Raw genomic sequence first — 20399 nt, 5'->3', positions numbered from 1 at the left:
AATCTTGCTTTGGATTAAATAAAATAATGAACATAGAAGGCATTAAGGAGTACGCAGCAGGAATTATTCCTTTGCAAAAGAATGCTGATAATGAATGGAAGGTTTTTCTTATTAAGCATCGTTATGGAGGTCATGTTGGTTTTCCAAAAGGACATGTAGAAAAGGAAGAAACATTTCAAGAAACTGCCCAAAGAGAGTTAAAAGAAGAAACTGGGTTAGAAGTTTCTTCTTTCTTGCCTATAGAGTCATTTGAAGTTTCTTATTCATTTTTTTTTAAAGGTGACTATTATCAAAAAACAGTTTGGTATTTTACTGCCATTGTTCAAGGTGAAGTAGTCTTACAAGCAGAAGAAATTAAGGATGGTACATGGTATTCTTTAGCTGATGCAGCTAAAGAAATCCATTTTCAAAGTAATAAAGACATTTGTCAAACTGTTATTAATCAGCTAAAAATTCTGCAATAGCTATTGATTAAAGCATTTTTATTGAAGAAACTTCATTAATATAATCTTGTTGTGATAGCTGAATAATTTCTAAAGCCTCTAAGCGGCCATATCTTCCTATTAATTCTATCTTTCTTTTAGAGTTATTCTTTAGATTTGCTGGGGATTCTTTGTATGAAAGAAAATAGTGTTCAATGCGTAAAAGTATGGCTTCAGGTAATTCTTCTATTTCTTGATATTGAGAATATGCAGGATCTCCTTCTACTACTCCAATAAGTTTATCATCAGCTTCATCATTATCTATAAGCCGAAAGCCTCCAAGAATTTTGATTGAAACCAAAATATCACGTTGTTGAATAGTGTTATCAGAAAGAACACAAACGTCTATAGGGTCATGGTCTCCTGAAATTCCTTCTCGATTAATTTTTTTTCCACAAAAGGCTGCAACTTGTTTTCCTGAATATGTTTTAGGAAGCATGCCATAAAGACATGGAGATGCATTAGAGTATTTTTGAGGTCTATCTACTCTTAGAATGCCTGAAGGCTTATCTATTTCAAATTTAATATTATCTCCTGTCAATATTTCTATATAACAGTTCATTGTTTTTAAATTATTATCAGATAAATGTACCCCATGCCATGGGTGTAAGCGATTTTGAAGAGTCATAGACAATGTTTCTTTGAATAAATTTATAAGAACTAATTCTAATAAGAAAAATTGTTTTTAAAAAGAAAAAAAGAGATTTTGATGGAAGGATGGCAGATCAAAAAAACAATAAATGATCTTTATAATCATTCATTGTTTGTATACTATTTCAAATAATATTAATTATTATCTTCTACAGGTAAAGAAGAGTCAGTATTTTCTGAATTTTGTAAATTTTCTAATTTAAAGAGAGGAAAATTTTGCATTTTTGGAAAATTATTTCTTAATGCCTTGAAATTAGAACATTTGCAACCAGATTTTTTTAAGTTTTTAGCCAAATGTACACCACTGAATATAGATAAGACAAATCCAGCAATAATTGTTAAGCTATAAAAAGCTAACTCTGCTGTACATAATGTATTTATAGTGTTTCCACAAACAACAAGAAATGCTGCAATTAGTAATAAAATAGATAATACTAAAGAAGAGATACAAGCAATACGGAAAAGTTTTTGCGTTGATACTCCAAAGATACTTTCTTTATTTATAGAATTTTGTATGCAGGGAGGAATTTTCATAATAAAATGCTCATATAATTTTTTGATAAAGTTTATACATAAATATGATTAAAAATCAATAAAATTAATATTAAAAAATAACAATGTTAATAAAAACAGTTACATATTTTAATTAATGGTAAAAACATAAAATATGTTTTTGAAAGATATAATTTCTAAGAATTATTCAATATGGGGGAGATAATTACTTTATTATTTAATATTGTCATTGTTATTCAAATGCTTATATTAAGCTAATTTGACTAAAAATCTTGTTCTAGGAATAATAAATTTTTATAATCCTTAAAAGAGAGCTATTTCTGTGGTTTTTTCTGATCTTTTTGCGACGGAGTTAAGTGTTCCAGGCTATGAGAGAGTTGTTCGTTTTCAATGCACTTCAGCAGGTCTTGATGCAATTATTGCAGTGCATAATACTACTTTAGGGGTAGCGTTAGGAGGAACCCGAGCTTTTCCTTTTGAATCTTTTGATGATGCTTTAAAAGATGTTTTAAGATTGTCAAAAGGTATGACTTACAAGGCTGCTTTAGCAGGTACACATACTGGTGGTGGAAAAAGTGTGATTATTCTTAAACCAGGAACTCAAGTAATAGAAGAATCTTTATTACAGGCTTTTGCAGAAGCAGTGAATCAATTTGAAGGAAGATATATTTGTGCTGAAGATGTTGGCATTGGGTTAAGAGAAGTTAATATTATAAAAAAATATACTTCATATGTAGCTGGGCTTCCAGGAAAAAGTGGAGATCCATCTATATTTACTGCACGAGGGGTTTTTCAAAGTATTCGTGCAGCAGCAACAACTTTATGGGGAAGCCCATCTTTAAATGGTAAAAAAATTGCTATACAAGGTTTAGGGCATGTTGGAATGCATTTAGCTGCATTCTTATTTTGGGAAGGTGTTGATCTCATTGTAGCAGATTTAAGAAGGGAAGTAGTAGATTTTGCTCAGCATACATATGGAGCATCTGTTGTATCCCCAGAAGAGCTTTTTGAAAAAGAATGTGATATTCTTGCTCCTTGTGCACTAGGGAGTAGTATTAATATTAAAAATATTCCTAATTTATTATGTAAAGCTGTAGTAGGTGCGGCTAATAATCAATTAGAAAATGATCAATGTGCACAATTATTAAAAGATAAAAATATTTTATATATCCCTGATTATTTATCTAATGCAGGTGGATTAATTAATGTAGCTATAGAGCTTTTACCAAATGGTTATGATCCTGTTTTTTCTCAAAAAAGGGTAAATAATTTATTTGAATCTATTAAAGATCTTTTAAACGATTCATTAGAACATGATATCTTGCCATTAGAAGCAGCTAATAAAAAAGTTAGTAAAATATTAGGTATTGAATAAAAATATCTTCACTTAGCAATGAGTATGTGAATAAAAAAGCTTCTATCTTTTTGGAGGAAGGGGGCTTTTTTGTATTTATTAAATGATAGGTTTAATAAAAAATATTATATTGATGAATGGCCTAAAGAAAATGTTGTTGCATGTAAGAGGTTAATGTTTTGCAAAGACTTGCTTCTCCTGCAATAATTCCATGAGTTCCTTTTAGAGTGTATTTATTACTGAAAGAAATAGGACTTCCAAACATATCAGAAAATACTCCTCCAGCTTCTTTAATTAAAAGAAGACCAGCTACATGATCCCAAACTTGTTCTTCACTTTTATAAAATGGAAGACGAAATAATACATCAGCATTTCCAGTAGCTACATAACCATATTTTGTTTGACTATCCTTTCTCCAAGAATTGACAGGTTGATTTTTACTAGCATATAGCATAGATGTAAAGCTTAGAAAATGATTGTGATACGTAGAAGAAAAGCGAGCTTCAGTGTAAACCAAAGGTTTATTAGCTGATATTTTATTGATATGAAGTTGCTCTTTTTTATCAGGATAGTGTGTAAAAGCAAACGAACCTTCATTTTTTTTAGCTAATAGTACGACAGATTGTTCAATATTTTGATAAATATATTTTGGACAACCTAATATTCCTAAAATAGGTTCATCATTTTCTATAAGGCTTAAAGTAACAGCTGATTCTCGTCCTGCAGCAAATCCACTTGTTCCATCTATAGGATCTGAAATCCATACTCGGGATGCTTTTTTATGATAATGAGAGCTTAATAATTCAAAAAGATTATCAGAAGAAACTGAAGGATTTATTTTATTTGCGAAAAACAAAACTTTATCGATTAATTGAGGATGAGTTTTGAGTATTGCTCCACTTTCTTCGCCTAAAAATTCATCTTCCGGAAAAATAGATAAAATTTTTTCACAAAAAGCTGCTTGGATAGCAAAATCAAATACAGTAACCAGAGATCCATCATTTTTGATAAATGTGTCAGAAAGAGAGAAAAGAGATTGTTCTTGGCTAAGGAGTAAAGTTGCCATAGAAACGAGTCTACAGCTAATTTCTTCTTCGTATTTGAGGAAAGAATGCATGCAAGAATCATAGAGCAATGATAAAAACCTTGTCAATAAAATCACTTGGCCTAGTAAAATTAAAAGAAAATCAAAAAAAAACAATCAATGAAGTATAAGTTTCTTTATATTACGCTCTCTTTTTTGCTGAAGTTACGTTATTCTGTTCGTTTACATGGCGTTAGTGAAATTTTGACAAAAAAAAAAGAAAATCCAGAAGGGATTTTATTCTTTGCTAATCATGTATCTTTGCTAGATCCTATGCTTTTTGAGATAGCTTTATGGCCAATATGTGAGCCACGACCAGCAGCATCTGATTATTTATTTCGTATAAAATATATTAATTTTTTTTTAAAAAAAGTAAGAGCTATCTCTGTTCCACAATATTCTTCGAATCCATCTTTAAATAAATCTTTAAATATTAACGCTACTTTTGATGAGATTCATCAAGGACTTCAGCAAGGCGATAATATTATTTTTTGGCCAGCAGGGCGCTTAACTTCTACTGGAATTGAGAAATTAGGAACAGCATCAGGAGCTTCTATTTTATTAAAAAAAAATCCTAATAATCCTATTCTAATACTTTGTGTTGTAGGTTTATGGGGAAGTTCTTTTTCTAAGTACCAAACAGGAAAAACTCCTTCGTTGGGAAAGCAATTAATGAATAATTTTTTAAAAATGTTAAAAAGAGGCATATTTTTTATGCCTAGACGCAAGATAGAGATCTTCTGTAAAGATATAACTAAAGAAATAAGAGAAAAAAAAGACAAAAAAGAAATAAATACATTTTTAGAGGAAACATATAATGAATTCTTTTAAAATCAATACTCATTTTTAATTGTTTAGATTTTTTAAATATTTATTACGATCTATACATTCAAAATCTTTTAACAAGATGATTTTTATGAAACAAACACATATGAATGATTCATTCACAAATGAGAAAGAATCTTTAAGGCCGGATGCATTTTTTCCAGAAGGGCATTCATTAGTAGAAAGTTTTTTCTTGGCTTGTGATCGGATGAAGCATTTTTTACTTGGAGAGGATGAATCTTCAGGAAAAGTGTCATTTCGTAAAGCTAAGATAGGTGTTTTACTCTTAGCTGATTTTGTTCGTTCAATACCAGATACGCATATTGGTATTATGTTGCCTTCTTCTGTAGCTGCGCAATTATTATCTTTAGCGATTATGCTAGCGGGGAAGATTCCTGTTCAGGTTAATTGGACGATGGGTCATAGAGATATTAATTTTTTGACTCAATTAACAGATACACAAATTGTATTTTCTTCAGAAAGGTTTTTAAAACGAAGAGAAGGTTTTAAAAGAAGCTTATGTAATTTTCATATTATAGATATGGAAAGTATTAAGAAACGATTTTCTTGTTTTCAAAAAATGAAAGCATGGTGGAGAGCGTTTAAAACACCAACTAGTATTATGGAGCTTTTTGGTTGTAGCGACTTAAGAGAATCTTCGCAGGCTATTATTTTATTTACCAGTGGTAGTGAAAGTATGCCAAAATGTGTCCCACTAACCCATGGAAATATTTTAAGCAATTTAAGGGGATGTTTTTCTGTTTTAAATACGACTGCTAAAGATATTTTATTATCTGTATTACCTCCCTTTCATGCTTTTGGTTTTTCTTTAACAGGGATGTTTCCAATACTTACTGGTCTAAGAGTGTTTTTTTATCCCAATCCATTAGATATTAGAAGTCTTTGTGAGATTATTAAAGAAAATAAAGTAAGTTTAATGGCTCTTACTCCAACTTTTTTTAGAAATTTTTTGCAAGGTGGAGAACAAGCTTTATCTTTATCTTCTGTAGAAAAAGTATTTTTAGGAGGGGAGGCAGTAACAGCAGATATTTATGATAGATGTGCTGATATTTTGCCAAAACTTGCTGTATTACAAGGGTATGGAGCAACAGAATGTTCTCCAGTTATAACTGTAGTATCTCCTAATAAACAACAAATAGGGGCAGGTGTTCCTTTACCAGGTGTATCATTGCTTATTGTAAATCATGAAACATTGTTGCCATGTAAAGAAGATGAACAAGGTTTAATTTTAGTAAAAGGCCCAAGTGTTTTTAAAGGCTATATTTTTTCTTCAACGAATGTAGTGAATCCATTTATAGAAATAAATAAAGAAAAATGGTACTCAACAGGTGATTTAGGGCAAATAGATAGTAAAACAGGTTCTTTAATTTTAGCTGGGCGCATAAAACGCTTCACTAAAATTGGAGGAGAAATGATTAGTTTATGTTCTGTAGAAGCTATTCTTCATGAAGTAGCATTAGAAAGAAAATGGACTGTAGATAGTTGTAAGACTTATTTTGTGGTAAAAGATTTATCTATAGAAGGTAAAAAAACTCGTCTATGTTTATTTTCTACAATAGATATTTCATTAAAAGAAGTTAATCATGCGCTTAAAGAGCAAGGAGTAGGAGAACTAGTTCGGTTGAGTAAATTAGAAATTATTTCTGAAATCCCATTACTAGGAATTGGTAAAATCAATTATGGAGCTCTTGTTTTTTCTACAGAAGGTTAAAGAAAAAAAATCATTATTAAAAAAAAGTAATAATAGGTTCTACATCAATAATCATTTTAACTTTTGATGAGAGGGATGTTTTTTTATGTGCTATTTTTAAAATTTTATTTAACTCTGTAAGATTCTTTGTTCTAATTAATAATTGAAATCGAAAGGCATCTTTGATTTTATAATGACCAGAAGGAACTAGTGGATGAATAATCATTTTTGTGCAGCTTGCAGCTTCAATTAATGATTGTCTAAAGCGAAAGCCTTCTTGTTGGGTTTCTAGGATATTTTTTCCAATAAAAATAATTTTTAATAGGCGGGAAAAAGGAGGGTACCCAAAGCTTTTTCTTATAGCTACCTCCTCTTCGTAAAATTTTTCATAATTTTGCATAGCAGCAAGCTTGATAACAGGATGATCAGGTAAGTGAGTTTGAATAATAACTTCACCTTTGATAATTCCTCTGCCAGCTCTTCCAGAAACTTGTGTAATTAATTGAAAGACATGTTCACTAGATCTAAAATCAGGAATATGTAATCCAGCATCTCCATTTAAAATTCCTACAAGAGTAACAGATGGAAAATGAAGCCCTTTAGCAATCATCTGAGTGCCAATTAAAACATCAGCTTTACCAGTAGAAAATTTAGAAAATAATTCTTCATAACTGCCTTTGAGTCGTGTTGTATCAGTATCTATTCTTAAAGTGCGGATTGCTGGAAAAATAGCATGTAACAAAGCCTCTACTTTTTCTGTTCCAGTTCCCTGGTAAACTAAAGCGGTTGTTTTATGGCATTGTGGGCAAATTTCAGGGGGAGGATGTTGTTTATAATCACATAGATGACAGGCTAAAATCTTTTCTCCACGATGAAATGTCATTGTAACATCACAATGAGGGCATTTAAACACATAAAGACAGTCTGTACATGAGAGGTTCGTATGGTAACCTCTTCTATTAAGTAGTAATAAAGACTGTTCTCCTTTTTGAAGCCGTTTTTGAATGCCATCAAGAAGTTGTCTAGAGAATAAGGCATATTTATTACCAGATTGTTCTCTTTCTTTGGTCATATCAATGATAGTAAGATTTTCAATAGCATGCCCAGATGTTTTTGTAGCTAATGAGGATAATTGATATTTTTTTTCTAAAGCATTAGTGTAACTTTCAATACTCGGTGTAGCACTTCCTAAAATTACAGTAGCGTTACAGATTTTTCCTCTCATGACAGCTAAGTTTCTTGCATGGTAGCAAGGGGCTTCTTCATGTTGTTTATAAGCGGAGTCATGTTCTTCATCAACAATGATAAGGCCCAGATTTTGTGCTGGACAAAATAACGCAGATCGAGCCCCAATAATAATTTTTATCTTTCCTGATGAAGCGTCTTCCCATGTTTGACGTCGTTCTCCAGCGCTTAATCGATGATGTAGAAGTGCTATCTTATTATCAAATCGTGCTTTGAATTCTCTAACAATTTGAAAAGTTAAGGAAATTTCAGGAACAAGGATGATAGCACTTTTACCTAAAAGAAGAGCTTCTTGAACAGCTTGAAGATATATTTCTGTTTTACCACTACCAGTTACTCCAAAAAGTAAATGAGTCATAAAGGTGTTAGAATGAAGGGAGGCAATAATTTTTTTATGAGCCGCAGCTTGTTCATTAGTTAATTTTTTAGATGTAGTTTTAAAAAAGCGCGCATTTAAAAAAATAGGATGTTCATAATTTTGTTTTTCAAGAAAAATAAGATTTTTTTTAATCAATGTATTAATAGTACTTTTAGATGTGCCTTCTTTTTTTAAAAGATCTTTTAAAAAGATGCCATCATTAGAATCTATTAATATTGAGAGTACTTTTGCTTGTTTAGGAAATGTTTTAGAAAGTGCTTCTGCATGATGTAAAAGATTATCTTTGGTAAGACGTGGAAAGATTTGGGCACTTTTCTTAGAAGATACGTCTAATCGTAGGCCACTTGGTAGGACGTGTCGGAGAATTTGTCCTAAAGGACATGAATAATGATCGCTCATCCATAAAATTAATGAAATTAAATCTTGAGAAAGGCGTAAGCCATTTCCAAGGATACGCTTAATAGCAATAACATTATGGACTGGGGATTCGTTTTTAATAGCTATAACTAATCCAGCACGTTTTCGTCCATTTACAGTGACTTCAACACAGGCTCCTTTTTGTACTAAAGGTATCAGTTCTTCTGGAATTCCATAATCGAGAACCTTGTTAATAAAGGTATCGACTATGACTTCTGCAAAGCAGATGAATGAATCAGTTTTAGAATGTTCCATAACGAACGTTTTAATGAAGGGTTTTTAATATACATCTGAGCTCTTTCTATAGTCAGAAAATTTATTTCTTCATGAGAAAGTTGCTCATGAAGAGATGCTTCAGGAAAAGTAGCATGAAGTTCATTTAATGGGCAAAGAACGACTGTTTCTCGAGGTAATTTTTTCTTTGCACTTGCAAAGTCAGTATAGATAAGTACTTTAGTAGGAGAGATAAGGCGAGTAATTCCTCGAGATACATTTTCAAAAAATAATTGATCTAAAGGGGATGGTGAAAGTAATAAAATATGAAATTCAAAAAAAACATGAGAGCATGAAGGGGATAAAATTTTGGAAAAGATTGGATAATCTATAAAGGTAATATTTTCACACATCATGGGGTAAAGCTGCCAATGAGTAGAGGCATTGGAAGCAGGGTTTTTATTGAAGTGCGCTTGAGGTATAGGCAAAGGAGTAACTTTTTCGCTAGTGGGTTCTTGAGGAATAAGTTCATGAGAGGGAAGTGGATTCTCAGCTTTAGAAATTTCTTGATATTTTGTTTCATGAGGTCGTTTATCTAAAATAATAGGGCGTTTCATTACTTTTTTTGAAAGATTAGGTAAAGAGGGTTCTTGCCAAAAATACAGATCCTCAATCAGATAATTTTTTATTTCTTGAACAAGGGCTTTTATTGGAGAGGCTATAGAATCATTATTTTTCATAGAGAAATTTTTTTGTTAAAAGAACCAAAATAATTCTGAAGTTTAATTGATTTTGAAGAAAAAATGAAGATCAACTATAAGCAAGGAGAAGGTAGATGGGTGCAAAGATTTTTGTATTTATTCTTGATAAAAGGATAGGAGTCGATGGTGAAAAAGAAGATTATAAGCAGTATGCTCTGTTTGGGCTACATGTGCATATTAACATCTTTTCAGCAACAAGTGTATGCGCAAGAAGAATATGCTATAGAAAAAAGTAGTATTTTTGATGGAAAGGCAGAATTGGCATGGCATTCTTATGCAGATGCTATGAAGGAAGCAGCAGCTTCTCATGTTACCAAAAAATATGTAGTTTTATTTTTTACAGGATCAGACTGGTGTGTATGGTGTAAAAAACTTGAAAAAGAATTATTTGCAGATCCTTCATTTATAGATTATGCTGCTCAAAAATTGTTAATGGTAAAGGTAGATTTTCCAGCAAAAGCAGAGACTATTAGTCCTTCACAAGCTCTTATTAATCATGGGTTAAAAACATTATATGGTATCCGTGGCTACCCAACGATGATATTTTTAGATGGTGCTGGTAATATTGTTGCTCAAGAAGGTTATTTACCAGGTGGAAGTGCAGCATATTTAGCACATTTTCAACAGAAATTAGATTAGTAAAGGAAATTAATTTAACAATGGTAGTCTACTACTATTTGTGTTTGTATTGTTTGTTACTCGATAAATCGTTATTATACATTTCATCTTTGAGATTTTTGAGTGGATATTATGTCAGATTATAGTTTTCAAGAAGATTTTCAGCTTAGAGCAAAAAAAATTGAAGAAATTCAATCAATTGGTATTAATCCATATCCACATAAATTCGACTCACCTTTGTCTATTCAAGCTATTTGTGATCTCCATGACAAAGATACATCATTAGCTAATAGTCATGCTGCATTTAATGGAGAAGGGCCCTTTTTTAGTGTTGGAGGGCGCCTTGTTCTTTTTCGTTCTATGGGAAAAAATGCATTTGCTCGGTTAACAGATGCAACAGGACAGATTCAATTGATGTTTAATCGGGAGATCTCTATCGCAGAGGGCCTTACTCCTGAATCAAATATTACTTCTTTAAAATTTTTAGAGAAAAAGGTAGATCTAGGAGATGTTTTAGGAGTGTCAGGGGTCTTGTTTAGGACTGGGACTGGAGAACTTACTCTTTTGGTACAAAAATGGAGCATTTTATGTAAGGCACTTTTATCTTTACCAGATAAGCATACTGGAATTGTTGATAAAGGTGTTCGTTATCGTAAAAGATGGTTAGATCTTATTTCTAATTCAGATGTTCAAAAAACTTTTTTTCTTCGTAGTCGAATTTTTAAATTAATTCGAGATTTTTTAGATCAAAAGCAATTTATGGAAGTTGAGACACCTATTTTACAAAATTCATATGGTGGAGCTGAGGCAGAACCTTTTATTACTCATGTTAATGCTTTAGAACAAGATATGTTTATGAGAATTTCTTTAGAAATTTCTCTAAAAAAAATATTAGTAGGTGGAGCACTACGTATTTTTGAAATAGGTAAAGTTTTTCGTAATGAAGGCATAGATCGTACTCATAATCCTGAATTTACAATGATTGAAGCTTATGCAGCTTATTGGGACTATAATGATATGATGGTCTTAGTTGAAGAACTTATTGAATTTATAGCAATTAGTTTATTTGGCACAGCTCAACTACCATATGATCATTGTCCACAAGCTCCTAATGTCATTCTTGATTTTTCTGCTCCATGGAAGCGATTAAGTATGAAAGAAGCTTTGTTAGAGTATATGAACATTGATGTAGATACTAAAAGTAATGAAGAATTACGAAAAATGTTAAGAGAAAAAACTGATCTTGAAGTTGTCAATTTTGAAAATGCTTCTAGAGGAATGTTAATCTTTTTTCTTTTTGATGAATTAGTTGAAGCATTACTTATTCAGCCTCATCATATTATTGATCATCCAAAAGAAACTACGCCTTTATGCAAATTGCATCGTTCTTCAGCTCAATTACAAGAGGGGTTAGTAGAACGTTTTGAAAGCTTTGTTGTTGGGCAAGAGCTTTGTAATGCGTATACAGAATTAAATGATCCTATGGTACAAAGAAATTTCTTAGAAGAGCAGATTAAGCTTAAAGAAGAGGTTCCTAATAAGGAAGTGCATCCATTAGATGAAGAATTTTTAGAAGCTATTTGTCAGGGAATGCCTCCAGCAGGTGGAGTTGGCATAGGTCTTGATAGGCTTGTTGCACTTTTTGCAAATGTTGCTTCTATTAAAGATGTCCTTTATTTTCCTTTACTAAAAAAGCACTCAGAATAAGAGTGCTTTTATTTAAATATTTATCATTTTTAATTAAGTTTTTTTAAAAAAGAACCATTAGGAGTATCTTCTATAATAAAACCTTTTTCAAGTAATATTAATCGCATTTCGTCTGCTTTAGACCAATCTTTTTCTTTTCTTGCTGTATTTCTAGCATCTAAAATAGTCATTAGTTCATTAGAAATTTCATTTACATGATTGAATGTTAAAATATTTAAGACTAAATTGAAGGTTTTTAGTAGATCTAAAGTATTTTGAATATCAAAAGCAGATAAACTTTGAGAGTTAATTAATGGCCGGGTGAGTTGTACTATTCCAAATAATATAGCTAATGCTTCAGATACATTAAGATCATTGGCGAGAGAAAGAGTGAATGAATCTAAAGCATCAGATAAATTTTTAGACCAACCATTATAATTTTGGTCTGCAGTTTTTTCATTTAAAGAAGTTTCTAGTGCAAAAACAAATTCATTTAAACGTTTTAAAGAATTTCGAGATGCGATCATACCTTGTTCTGAAAAGTTTAACTGAGAACGATAATGACCTTGTAAAAGCATGTAGCGGACTTCCATGCCTGTAAAATCTTTTTGAAGAAGATCTCTTAAGGTATAAAAATTACCAGCACTTTTAGACATTTTTTTCTTATCTACTAATAAGTGTTCAGAATGTACCCAAAAGCGAGAAAAACATTGGCCAGAAAGAGCTTCTGATTGAGCAATTTCATTTTCATGATGAGGAAAAATATTATCTACGCCACCAGCATGTATATCAATAGTTGGTCCTAGTATACTCATAGCCATCACAGAGCATTCTATATGCCATCCAGGTCTGCCAGGGCCAAAGGAACTTTCCCAAAAAATATTGCCATCTCTAGAAGGATTATATGCCTTCCATAAAGCGAAATCAGCAACATCATCTTTATCATATTCATCATCGAGATTGCCATTGCTTTCATTAGTAGTAGTTTCTGTATTTATATGCGCTAAACAGCCATATGATGGGCTTTTATTAATAGAAAAATAGACAGATCCAGATGCTGTTTTATAAGCAAAACCTGTTCGTATAAGTTTTTCTATAGCTTCAATCATTTGGGGGATATATTTAGTAGCATATGGATATTCGTGTGCTGGCAATAATCCCAACGTTTTAATATCTTCCATAAAGGCATCTGTGTATGGCTGAGTAAATTCTTGAACAGAGCAACCTTTTTCTACTGCTGCTTTCATAATTTTATCTTCTATATCAGTGATGTTCATCACATGAAAAGTCTGGTATCCTAAGAATTCTAACACTCGTCTCAGGATATCTTCAAAAACATAAGTACGAAAATTACCAATATGGGCAAAATTATAAACAGTTGGTCCACAAGTATACATTAAAACTTTATTAGAAGCTTCGAAGATTTCTTTTTTGCGAGTTTTTGTATTATAAAGTTTAAAAGAAATCTTTAATGAAGTGCGATTATCTTTAAGCATAGTCGTCCTTGAATAAAATTAATGTTATAAATAAAGATATAATTAGATTTAATTTTTGTTTCAAAAAAAAATCAAGCTGATTTTTCAGGAAGAGTAGAATTTTTTTTTTGATGGGTATCTCGATGCGTGCTTTTAATAGCATATTGAATATCTGCTTTAGCTTTTTCTAAAGAAAGTTTTTCGCCTTTTGGTAAACGAGGAGCCACATTAATAAAACAAAAAGGAAAGATATCTTTATACATTGAACGAAAAGCTTCCCGAACAACTCGTTTAAAATAATTCCTTTTAGTTGCTTTGCCAAACTTTTTAGAGACAGTAATGCCTAATTTATTTTGTCTAATTTTACCTGTAAGAATTGACATATGTAAAACAGATCCAGTTCGGCGAATACCATATTTTGATACTTGTCTAAAACGGTGGCTACTTAGTAATCGAGCACTTTTAGGAAAACTAAAAGATTTACTACATGAAGTCACAATCAAAGCAGTTATAAATTAATTAAAGAATGACGCTGGTGTCTGCGACGACGATTAAGGAGTTTTCTCCCATTTTTTGTCTGCATACGTTTTCTGAATCCTACAGAAGAGCGACGTTTCCTTTTACTAGGCTGATAGGTGCGTTTCACAATCCTTAAACTCCACATTTGGAATAGAGCAATTTAACAGGGAAAATAAAAAAGAACAACAGCTTTTTATTATAAAATTACAAAAAGAGAATTTAAATGCATATTTTACGCACAGGATTCTTGAAAAAAAACAAAATAGAAGGTAGCCTGTTTGATCTGAGAGCGATTTAGTTGTTGTTCCATTTTTGTTTTTTTTATTTAAGGGGTAAATAGATCATGAAGGTCAGTGCTTCGGTGAGAGCCGATCCGTCTAAAGGCGATAAATTGGTGCGAAGACAAGGTCGTCTTTATGTTATTAACAAAAAAGATCCAAATAGAAAACAGCGTCAAAAAGGCCCTGCTCGCAAAAAATAATTTTTAACAAAGAGTTTGTTCATGGCTAAAAAATCGTCCATAATAAAACAGCAAAAAAGAGAACGTCTTGTAGCTCTTGGTGCACAACGTCGCTCAGAACTAAGAGAGAGGGCGAGAAACCTTCGTATTAGTGAAGAAGAACGGGAAGCAGCGAGAGTAGCTTTGAATAAGATGAAGAGAGATACATCTCCATCGAGATTAAAAAATCGTTGTCAGCTTACAGGAAGATCAAGAGGTTTTTTAAGAAAGTTTTGTCTTTCCAGAATTTGTTTTCGTCTAATGGCTAATATGGGAGAAATTCCAGGTGTTACTAAGGCTAGCTGGTAATTAAAAAAATATAACCTTTACTTTTTTGAATTCTCAAGAATTTTTTATAGTAAGGGTTTTTTTATTTTGAATTTAAAAAAATTCTCTGCGCATTAATTTTTATTGATTAGAGTTCTGATTTTTAGGCATTTGCAGCATAACTTCAGGTGTAAAAGAAAGTTTTTTCCATACTTTCATTCCTTTTTTCCATACAAAAATATCTTTTAAATTATCTTCTTTTTGAAGAGCTTCTATTAATTCTTGTAAAGATAATGGGCCAGATTGGCTTTGGGGAGATTTGCCATAAAACCAGAGGTCATTAACATTTGGAAATTTAGGAGGGGTACTGTCACTATATTTAGTAAGAATATCTGAACAACGTTGAGGTAAATCTTGTAATTGAATTTTATATTCGTCTTTAGTAGGTAACAATATGAGAAAAAAAATCCCAATAATTCCAAAAAACATTCCTAAGATAAACCATAAAAGAACATGTCGTCTTTTTTTCGTAGCAATATAAGCAGCAGTAATTCCAAAAGTAATTTGTAAACAAAAGCTAAAAAGTAATAAAAAGAATTGACTGAATGGAGAAAGATAGGTTTGCATTATTACCCAAAGTGAGATTAGAATTGTGTTTTTATAAAAAGCACATTATTTATGTATTTTGATTTTCTTTCTATAGAAAATGAATAATAGGAGGTTGCCATGAAAGACCAAGGTGTTAAAAATTTAGATGCAAAGGAATTAGAATTTCCAGAAACTGTATTTAGTCGCGACATTGAAACCCGCGTTATTCAGGTCATTATTTTGCATTGTTTATCCAAAATTGAAGGCGTAGGATTACAAGGGGGGAACTTAATAGATGCACTATTTGGAAGAGAAGTAGAGAGAGTTAAAGGCATTTATGTTGAGCAAGATACAAAAAATCATCTTGTAAAAGTAAAAGTTGAAGTAAACATTATTTATGGTGTTGCAATTCCTGAAAAAACTGAAGAAATTCAATCTAAAATTGTAGGTGAAATTTCAGGTTTAACAGGCCTACATGTAGCAGCTGTGCATGTAGTAATTAGGGGCTTAAGTTCTCCAAGAGATAGGGAAGCTCAAAGTTCTAAGAAAATGACAGATGAGTTCTTATCTTCAGAAGATTTTCCAGAAGAATTACTCATTAAAGATGAAAGTATAGAAAATTAGGAAAAAAGACGCTTACTATCACTAAGTGTTTCTAAGTCTTTTTGAGAAAGCCCTGGAATGTTAGCCCATTCTGTAGGGCTTTTTTTAAATACTTCTTGCCAGCTACCAAAATAAGTTAGTATTTTTTTAGTTTTACTAGGACCAATGCCTTTAATTTTGATTTCAGTTTTTAGGCTTTGTTTTCGCAAGCATTTTTTTTGAAAATATAAGGCAAAGCGATGGGTTTCATCCCTTATTTTTTGTAAAAAAAATAATTCTGCGGAAGCAGGAGGTAATATCAATGGGGATGGGGCTTTATTAAAAATTTTTTCTTGGGATAACCCTTTATCATGGCGATGATTTTCTTTACAAATAGCAATAATATCAATTTGAGTCAGACCTAATTGAGTTAAAGTTTTATTTGCTATGTTCCAGTGTTGGCGACCACCATCAATAATAAGCAGGTTTGGTAAAAGAGAATCATTATCAATCATTTTAAAGCGTCGTGTGAGGCATTCAGCAAGAGCTCCATAATCATCTCCATCTGTAGCAGTACGAATTTTAAAAGTTCTATAAAATTTATTGAGAGGCGTTCCTTGAGAAAAAACTGTAATTACTCCAATAAACGCAGCTCCAGATAAGTGGGAAGCATCAAAACATTCAATACGTTCTGGATAGTTTTTAAATTTTAGCCACTCAGTTAAATTTTGTATGACTTGTTCTTCTACAAGTTTTTTAGATGAAATTTCTTCTAATTTATTTTTTGCATTAAGAAGAGCAATTTCAATAAGGCGTCGTTTTTTTCCTTTCTGAGGATAAGATAATTTAATTTGTGCATCGAATAATTTTTCTAAATAAGGGCGAGTTTCTAGGGAGCAAGGCAATAATATTTCTTTAGGAATGTCTGAAATGATTTTGTAATGTTGAAGAATAAAAGAAGAAATGATTTCAGGATCTTCTTGTGTATTTTCTAAAAATGTAAATAATTCAACATTCACTAATTTGTGTTCACGAAAAACAAGTTTACTCACTACAACAATAAGATTTTTTCTATAAATTCCTAATGCGTCAGTATGACTTACTTGAATATTTTCAATATTTTGACTTTCAGCATTTTTTTTTAAAATATTAAGATTTGCATGAAGACGTTTAGCTTTTTCAAAGAGAAGTTGTTCAATCGCTTCTTTTAATAGTTCTTGTAACTGTTTAGTTAAGGCTATATTTTTATGTTCTAATAGTAATATTGCTTGATCTAAGAGCTCTTGATATTCATTAGATGAACATTTATTTACACAAGGTGCCAGACATTTTTGTAAATCATAGAGCAGGCATGGTTTTTTCCGTCGACTGAATTCTTGGTCAGAACATTGGCGAAGAGGAAAGAAAGAATACAGTAAATTTAATGTGTGGCGTAATGTTTCTGAATTTGTGTAAGGTCCAAATACAAGATGTCCTTTTTTTTTAATAAATTGTTTAGAGCGTATTTTTTGTACAAAAGGCCATGGATGGGTAGTATCAATGGCAAGTGTAAAAAAGGTTTTATCATCTTTTAAAAGCGCATTATATTTAGGTTGATGTTTTTTAATTAAGGTATTTTCTAAAAGAAGAGCTTCTGTTTCATTGTTTACAACAATAGTTTCTACATTAGAAACATGGCTAATTAAAAATGGAATAAAGGGACGAGTATCTTTTTCAGAAGAAAAATAACTAGTTATTCTTTTTTTTAAGTTTTTAGACTTACCAATATAAAGAATATTTCCTTTCTCATCCTTCATTAGGTAAATACCTGGTTGCATAGGAGCAGAAGAGATGAATTTAGGAAGTGATTTCATATTTTTAAAATAATGTTAATTGAGACAATGGGTTAATCTCTTTTTTCATTTTAGTTTTATGCGTAGATTCTTTTTCTTGCTCGAGTTTTTTAAGAATATCTTTTGCTCGGCTGATAACAGACAAAGGAAAACCCGCAAGTTGAGCAACTTGGATGCCATAACTTTTATTTGCTCCACCAGGAAGAATTTTATAAGGGAAAGAAATAAGATTATTTTGCTCATTAACAATGGCATGAAAATTTTTCAAAGATGAAAAATTTTCTGATAAAGCTGTTAATTCCCAGTAATGTGTAGCAAATAAGGTTTTTGCTTGTTGTCCCTCTATTAGTAAAAGATGTTCTATTACAGCCCATGCAATAGCTAGTCCATCATAGGTGCCTGTGCCTCTGCCAATTTCATCTAAAATAACTAAAGACCGATCAGTAGCATTATTTAAAATATTAGCTGTTTCACTCATTTCTACCATAAAAGTAGATTGTCCACGTGAAAGATCATCACCAGAACCAATACGTGTAAAAATTCTATCAACAAGCCCTATATGCGCTGATTTTGCGGGAATAAAGGAACCTATTTGCGCCATAATGACAAGCAAGGCTGCATGTCGAATAAATGTAGATTTTCCTGCCATATTAGGACCTGTAATCAACATAATTTGATCTTGGATTCCATCGAGGTTAATATCATTAGGAATGAAATTACATTTAGCTACAGTATTTTCTACAACAGGGTGGCGTCCATTAGAGATGTTTAAAATTTTACTGTTGTCAATAGTAGGGCGGCAGTAGTTATGTTTTTTAGCAATTTCTGCAAGACTGCATAAAAAATCAACATGCGCAATAGCAGAAGCTGCTGTTAAAATATGAGATTCAAAAATTTTAATATCTTCACAAAGTTGTTTAAATAATGTGATTTCTAATACTTGTATTTGGTCTTCTGCATGAAGAATTTTATTTTCAAAAATTTTTAATTCCTCAGATATAAATCGTTCAGAATTAGTTAATGTTTGCCTTCTAACAAAAGTATCAGGCATTAAAGAACTTTGGCCTTTGGTGACTTCAATGCTATATCCAAAAACTTTATTAAAGTTAATTTTTAATGACTTAATGCCTGTAGAAAGACGGACCTTATTTTGATAATTTAATAACCATTCTTCTCCTTTTGTAATAAGAGAATATAATTCATCTAATTCTTGGTTATATCCTTTTTTAAAAATATTACCTTCACTAATTCTTACTGGAGGTTCATCTGCTAAAGCTTTGTTTAGAAGTTCTATGGGTTGTTGAATTTGTGATAATGCTAATGCATAATGATTCATTAGAAAATTATGATTAAGTGATGTTAAAAAAGGTGCGCATAACATAACTCGTTCTAAAGAAATATTTAATCCTTTTAAATCTTTTGGAGAAGCATATCCTACAGAAATTTTCATCATTAAGCGTTCAATATCATGAATTTCTTTAAGTGATTTTTTTAATCCAAGATGCGCTTCATTGAGGTAGATAAGGGTTTCAATAGCATCTTGCCTTTTTGTAATCTCACTAATAGATAAAAGAGGTTTTTTTAGACTTTCTCGCATTAACCTTCCTCCCATAGGAGTAACAGTCTGATCTAATACAGATAATAAAGAAAAACGACTATCTTGTTCTTTTTGTGATTCAATTAATTCTAAATTTCTAAACGAGATATGATCTAAAATAAGATATTCTTTACTTGATTGTGGTCGAATAGTTTTAATGTGTTGAATCGAGATGGCAAGATCTTCTTGTATATAGACTAAGAGAGCGCCCGCGGCATTAATAGCAGAAACCATCCCTTTAATGCCAAATCCTTCTAAGTGTTTAACAGAAAAATGTTTAGATAGAAAATTATAAGCAGTTTTATGATCAAAGCGCCATTCATTTTGTCGTGAAATAACAGTGTTAAAAGAAGCTTGAATTTCTGTTAATAATTTATTGTATTTGATAGCCATTTTTTCAGAGATGACTAACTCACTGGGAAAGATTTGAAATAATTCATTAAGTAGGTCTTCTTCTGATTCTACTTCCATTACATGTAGGGAGCCAGTTGTCAAATCTAGCGATGCTAGTCCAAAAAAAGAACCTACTTTATTGAGAGCAATAATAAAATTATGTTTTTTGTCAGACAAAAGGGCAGAATTAAAAATAGTCCCTGGGGTAACAAATCGAGCAATAGATCGCGTCATTATCCCTTTAGGTTCTTCAGGACCAGCAGTTTGTTCAGCGATAGCAACTTTATAGCCTTTGCCTATTAAGCGATCAATATATTGTTCGCTGGCATGCCAAGGCATACCACTCATGGGAATACCATGTCTTTGTGTTAAGGTGAGATCTAATAAAGAGGTTAATAATTGGGCATCATCATGAAAGGCTTCATAAAAGTCCCCCAAACGAAATAATAAAATGGCATCAGGAGCTTGTTTTTTACAAGCCAGCCATTGCGCCATCATTGGAGTTGTTTTCGTGTCATTTTCCAGGTCAATGACCATAATTAAAGATCCTCATTTGCTTAAAATAAGAGTATTCGCATAGATAAAGATTACTGGTTGTACTAAATATGAAGGCGAGTTTCAAGAGAAAATTTAGATTATTCTCTAAATAAAAAAAGTTATTTTAATTTGATTAGCAAGATAATAGGTACATATTTACTTTTCATTGAG

20 protein-coding genes are annotated in these 20399 nt (G+C 31.5%); 9 read left to right on the top strand and 11 right to left on the bottom strand.

The genetic code is table 11. The annotated features are described in order from the left end of the window. Positions 1-26: 26 nt before the first annotated feature. Entirely contained in the window at positions 27-464 is a 438-nt protein-coding gene (locus CLAVI_RS00515) for a bis(5'-nucleosyl)-tetraphosphatase (protein WP_194843633.1), read from the top strand. Between the two features lie 7 nt (positions 465-471). Here the strand turns inward: CLAVI_RS00515 and CLAVI_RS00510 are convergent, their stop codons facing one another. After that, entirely contained in the window at positions 472-1110 is a 639-nt protein-coding gene (locus CLAVI_RS00510; RefSeq protein ID WP_194843632.1) for an inorganic pyrophosphatase, read from the bottom strand. A gap of 158 nt (positions 1111-1268) precedes the next feature. Further along, entirely contained in the window at positions 1269-1667 is a 399-nt protein-coding gene (locus CLAVI_RS00505) for a hypothetical protein (RefSeq protein WP_194843631.1), read from the bottom strand. Positions 1668-1968: 301 nt separating this feature from the next. On the opposite strand from CLAVI_RS00505, the gene CLAVI_RS00500 reads away from it, so the two are divergent. Further along, entirely contained in the window at positions 1969-3021 is a 1053-nt protein-coding gene (locus CLAVI_RS00500) for a Glu/Leu/Phe/Val family dehydrogenase (protein ID WP_194843630.1), read from the top strand. Positions 3022-3142: 121 nt separating this feature from the next. Here CLAVI_RS00500 and CLAVI_RS00495 read toward each other — a convergent pair whose 3' ends face one another. Further along, positions 3143-4117 (bottom strand): inositol monophosphatase family protein, encoded by a 975-nt coding sequence (locus tag CLAVI_RS00495; protein WP_194843629.1) that lies wholly within the window; start codon positions 4115-4117, stop codon positions 3143-3145. Positions 4118-4204: 87 nt separating this feature from the next. Between CLAVI_RS00495 and CLAVI_RS00490 the strand changes: the two genes are divergently transcribed. Both CLAVI_RS00490 and CLAVI_RS00485 read left to right on the top strand, forming a co-directional pair. Beyond that, entirely contained in the window at positions 4205-4915 is a 711-nt protein-coding gene (locus tag CLAVI_RS00490; RefSeq protein WP_194843628.1) for a lysophospholipid acyltransferase family protein, read from the top strand. Positions 4916-5000: 85 nt separating this feature from the next. Further along, entirely contained in the window at positions 5001-6641 is a 1641-nt protein-coding gene (locus tag CLAVI_RS00485; protein ID WP_194843627.1) for an AMP-binding protein, read from the top strand. 16 nt (positions 6642-6657) lie between these two features. On the opposite strand, the gene priA is transcribed toward CLAVI_RS00485, so the two are convergent. Together priA and CLAVI_RS00475 are read right to left on the bottom strand one after the other, a co-directional pair. After that, the gene (priA, locus tag CLAVI_RS00480; RefSeq protein WP_194843626.1) at positions 6658-8916 is read right to left on the bottom strand and encodes a replication restart helicase PriA; all 2259 of its coding nucleotides are present in this window, start codon (positions 8914-8916) and stop codon (positions 6658-6660) included. Continuing rightward, positions 8868-9614 (bottom strand): hypothetical protein, encoded by a 747-nt coding sequence (locus tag CLAVI_RS00475; RefSeq protein ID WP_194843625.1) that lies wholly within the window; start codon positions 9612-9614, stop codon positions 8868-8870. Before CLAVI_RS00475 ends, priA begins: the two co-directional genes overlap by 49 nt. Positions 9615-9803: 189 nt before the next feature. Here CLAVI_RS00475 and CLAVI_RS00470 point away from each other — a divergent pair, with 189 nt between their 5' ends. Both CLAVI_RS00470 and lysS read left to right on the top strand, forming a co-directional pair. Then, positions 9804-10274 carry a thioredoxin family protein gene (locus tag CLAVI_RS00470; RefSeq protein ID WP_194843624.1) on the top strand — a complete coding sequence of 157 codons (471 nt, stop codon included), beginning with the start codon at positions 9804-9806 and terminating at the stop codon, positions 10272-10274. A gap of 111 nt (positions 10275-10385) precedes the next feature. Beyond that, a complete protein-coding gene (gene lysS, locus CLAVI_RS00465; RefSeq protein ID WP_194843623.1) occupies positions 10386-11960 on the top strand; it encodes a lysine--tRNA ligase in 1575 nt (524 codons plus the stop codon). Between the two features lie 29 nt (positions 11961-11989). Here lysS and cysS read toward each other — a convergent pair whose 3' ends face one another. From cysS to rpmH, 3 genes are all read right to left on the bottom strand, one after another. Continuing rightward, positions 11990-13435 (bottom strand): cysteine--tRNA ligase, encoded by a 1446-nt coding sequence (gene cysS / locus CLAVI_RS00460; protein ID WP_194843622.1) that lies wholly within the window; start codon positions 13433-13435, stop codon positions 11990-11992. A 71-nt stretch (positions 13436-13506) separates the two neighbouring features. Continuing rightward, the gene (rnpA, locus tag CLAVI_RS00455; protein WP_194843621.1) at positions 13507-13911 is read right to left on the bottom strand and encodes a ribonuclease P protein component; all 405 of its coding nucleotides are present in this window, start codon (positions 13909-13911) and stop codon (positions 13507-13509) included. A gap of 11 nt (positions 13912-13922) precedes the next feature. Beyond that, a complete protein-coding gene (gene rpmH / locus CLAVI_RS00450; protein ID WP_194843620.1) occupies positions 13923-14060 on the bottom strand; it encodes a 50S ribosomal protein L34 in 138 nt (45 codons plus the stop codon). A 216-nt stretch (positions 14061-14276) separates the two neighbouring features. Here rpmH and rpmJ point away from each other — a divergent pair, with 216 nt between their 5' ends. Together rpmJ and rpsN are read left to right on the top strand one after the other, a co-directional pair. Continuing rightward, positions 14277-14414, top strand: a complete 138-nt coding sequence (rpmJ, locus tag CLAVI_RS00445) for a 50S ribosomal protein L36 (protein WP_194843619.1) — start codon at positions 14277-14279, stop codon at positions 14412-14414. Between the two features lie 21 nt (positions 14415-14435). Next, positions 14436-14741 (top strand): 30S ribosomal protein S14, encoded by a 306-nt coding sequence (gene rpsN / locus CLAVI_RS00440; RefSeq protein ID WP_194843618.1) that lies wholly within the window; start codon positions 14436-14438, stop codon positions 14739-14741. Between the two features lie 99 nt (positions 14742-14840). Here the strand turns inward: rpsN and CLAVI_RS00435 are convergent, their stop codons facing one another. Then, positions 14841-15326: a DUF4339 domain-containing protein gene (locus CLAVI_RS00435; protein ID WP_194843617.1), complete on the bottom strand. Its 486-nt coding sequence runs from the start codon at positions 15324-15326 to the stop codon at positions 14841-14843. 99 nt (positions 15327-15425) lie between these two features. Here CLAVI_RS00435 and CLAVI_RS00430 point away from each other — a divergent pair, with 99 nt between their 5' ends. Continuing rightward, complete coding sequence (locus tag CLAVI_RS00430; protein ID WP_194843616.1) at positions 15426-15911, top strand: Asp23/Gls24 family envelope stress response protein; 486 nt, start codon at positions 15426-15428, stop codon at positions 15909-15911. Here the strand turns inward: CLAVI_RS00430 and uvrC are convergent. Together uvrC and mutS are read right to left on the bottom strand one after the other, a co-directional pair. After that, a complete protein-coding gene (gene uvrC, locus CLAVI_RS00425) occupies positions 15908-17722 on the bottom strand; it encodes an excinuclease ABC subunit UvrC (RefSeq protein WP_194843615.1) in 1815 nt (604 codons plus the stop codon). The genes CLAVI_RS00430 and uvrC overlap by 4 nt on opposite strands. Before the next feature lie 4 nt (positions 17723-17726). Continuing rightward, positions 17727-20228, bottom strand: a complete 2502-nt coding sequence (gene mutS, locus CLAVI_RS00420) for a DNA mismatch repair protein MutS (RefSeq protein ID WP_194843614.1) — start codon at positions 20226-20228, stop codon at positions 17727-17729. Between the last annotated feature and the right edge of the window lie 171 nt (positions 20229-20399).

It is taken from the genome of Candidatus Clavichlamydia salmonicola, assembly GCF_015356765.1.
In the GTDB taxonomy this organism is placed as follows: Bacteria; Chlamydiota; Chlamydiia; order Chlamydiales; family Chlamydiaceae; genus Clavichlamydia; species Clavichlamydia salmonicola.
Note: the sequence above shows the minus strand (reverse complement) of the source record. Positions and strands in the feature narration are given on the sequence as shown.

Coding starts and splice junctions, on each gene's coding strand:
- CLAVI_RS00515 (WP_194843633.1), top strand. CDS start 27: ATGAACATAGAAGGCATTAAGGAGTACGCAGCAGGAATTATTCCTTTG.
- CLAVI_RS00510 (WP_194843632.1), bottom strand. CDS start 1,110: ATGACTCTTCAAAATCGCTTACACCCATGGCATGGGGTACATTTATCT.
- CLAVI_RS00505 (WP_194843631.1), bottom strand. CDS start 1,667: ATGAAAATTCCTCCCTGCATACAAAATTCTATAAATAAAGAAAGTATC.
- CLAVI_RS00495 (WP_194843629.1), bottom strand. CDS start 4,117: ATGCATTCTTTCCTCAAATACGAAGAAGAAATTAGCTGTAGACTCGTT.
- CLAVI_RS00490 (WP_194843628.1), top strand. CDS start 4,205: ATGAAGTATAAGTTTCTTTATATTACGCTCTCTTTTTTGCTGAAGTTA.
- CLAVI_RS00485 (WP_194843627.1), top strand. CDS start 5,001: ATGAAACAAACACATATGAATGATTCATTCACAAATGAGAAAGAATCT.
- priA (WP_194843626.1), bottom strand. CDS start 8,916: ATGGAACATTCTAAAACTGATTCATTCATCTGCTTTGCAGAAGTCATA.
- CLAVI_RS00475 (WP_194843625.1), bottom strand. CDS start 9,614: ATGAAAAATAATGATTCTATAGCCTCTCCAATAAAAGCCCTTGTTCAA.
- CLAVI_RS00470 (WP_194843624.1), top strand. CDS start 9,804: ATGTGCATATTAACATCTTTTCAGCAACAAGTGTATGCGCAAGAAGAA.
- lysS (WP_194843623.1), top strand. CDS start 10,386: ATGTCAGATTATAGTTTTCAAGAAGATTTTCAGCTTAGAGCAAAAAAA.
- cysS (WP_194843622.1), bottom strand. CDS start 13,435: ATGCTTAAAGATAATCGCACTTCATTAAAGATTTCTTTTAAACTTTAT.
- rpmJ (WP_194843619.1), top strand. CDS start 14,277: ATGAAGGTCAGTGCTTCGGTGAGAGCCGATCCGTCTAAAGGCGATAAA.
- rpsN (WP_194843618.1), top strand. CDS start 14,436: ATGGCTAAAAAATCGTCCATAATAAAACAGCAAAAAAGAGAACGTCTT.
- CLAVI_RS00435 (WP_194843617.1), bottom strand. CDS start 15,326: ATGCAAACCTATCTTTCTCCATTCAGTCAATTCTTTTTATTACTTTTT.
- CLAVI_RS00430 (WP_194843616.1), top strand. CDS start 15,426: ATGAAAGACCAAGGTGTTAAAAATTTAGATGCAAAGGAATTAGAATTT.
- uvrC (WP_194843615.1), bottom strand. CDS start 17,722: ATGAAATCACTTCCTAAATTCATCTCTTCTGCTCCTATGCAACCAGGT.
- mutS (WP_194843614.1), bottom strand. CDS start 20,228: ATGGTCATTGACCTGGAAAATGACACGAAAACAACTCCAATGATGGCG.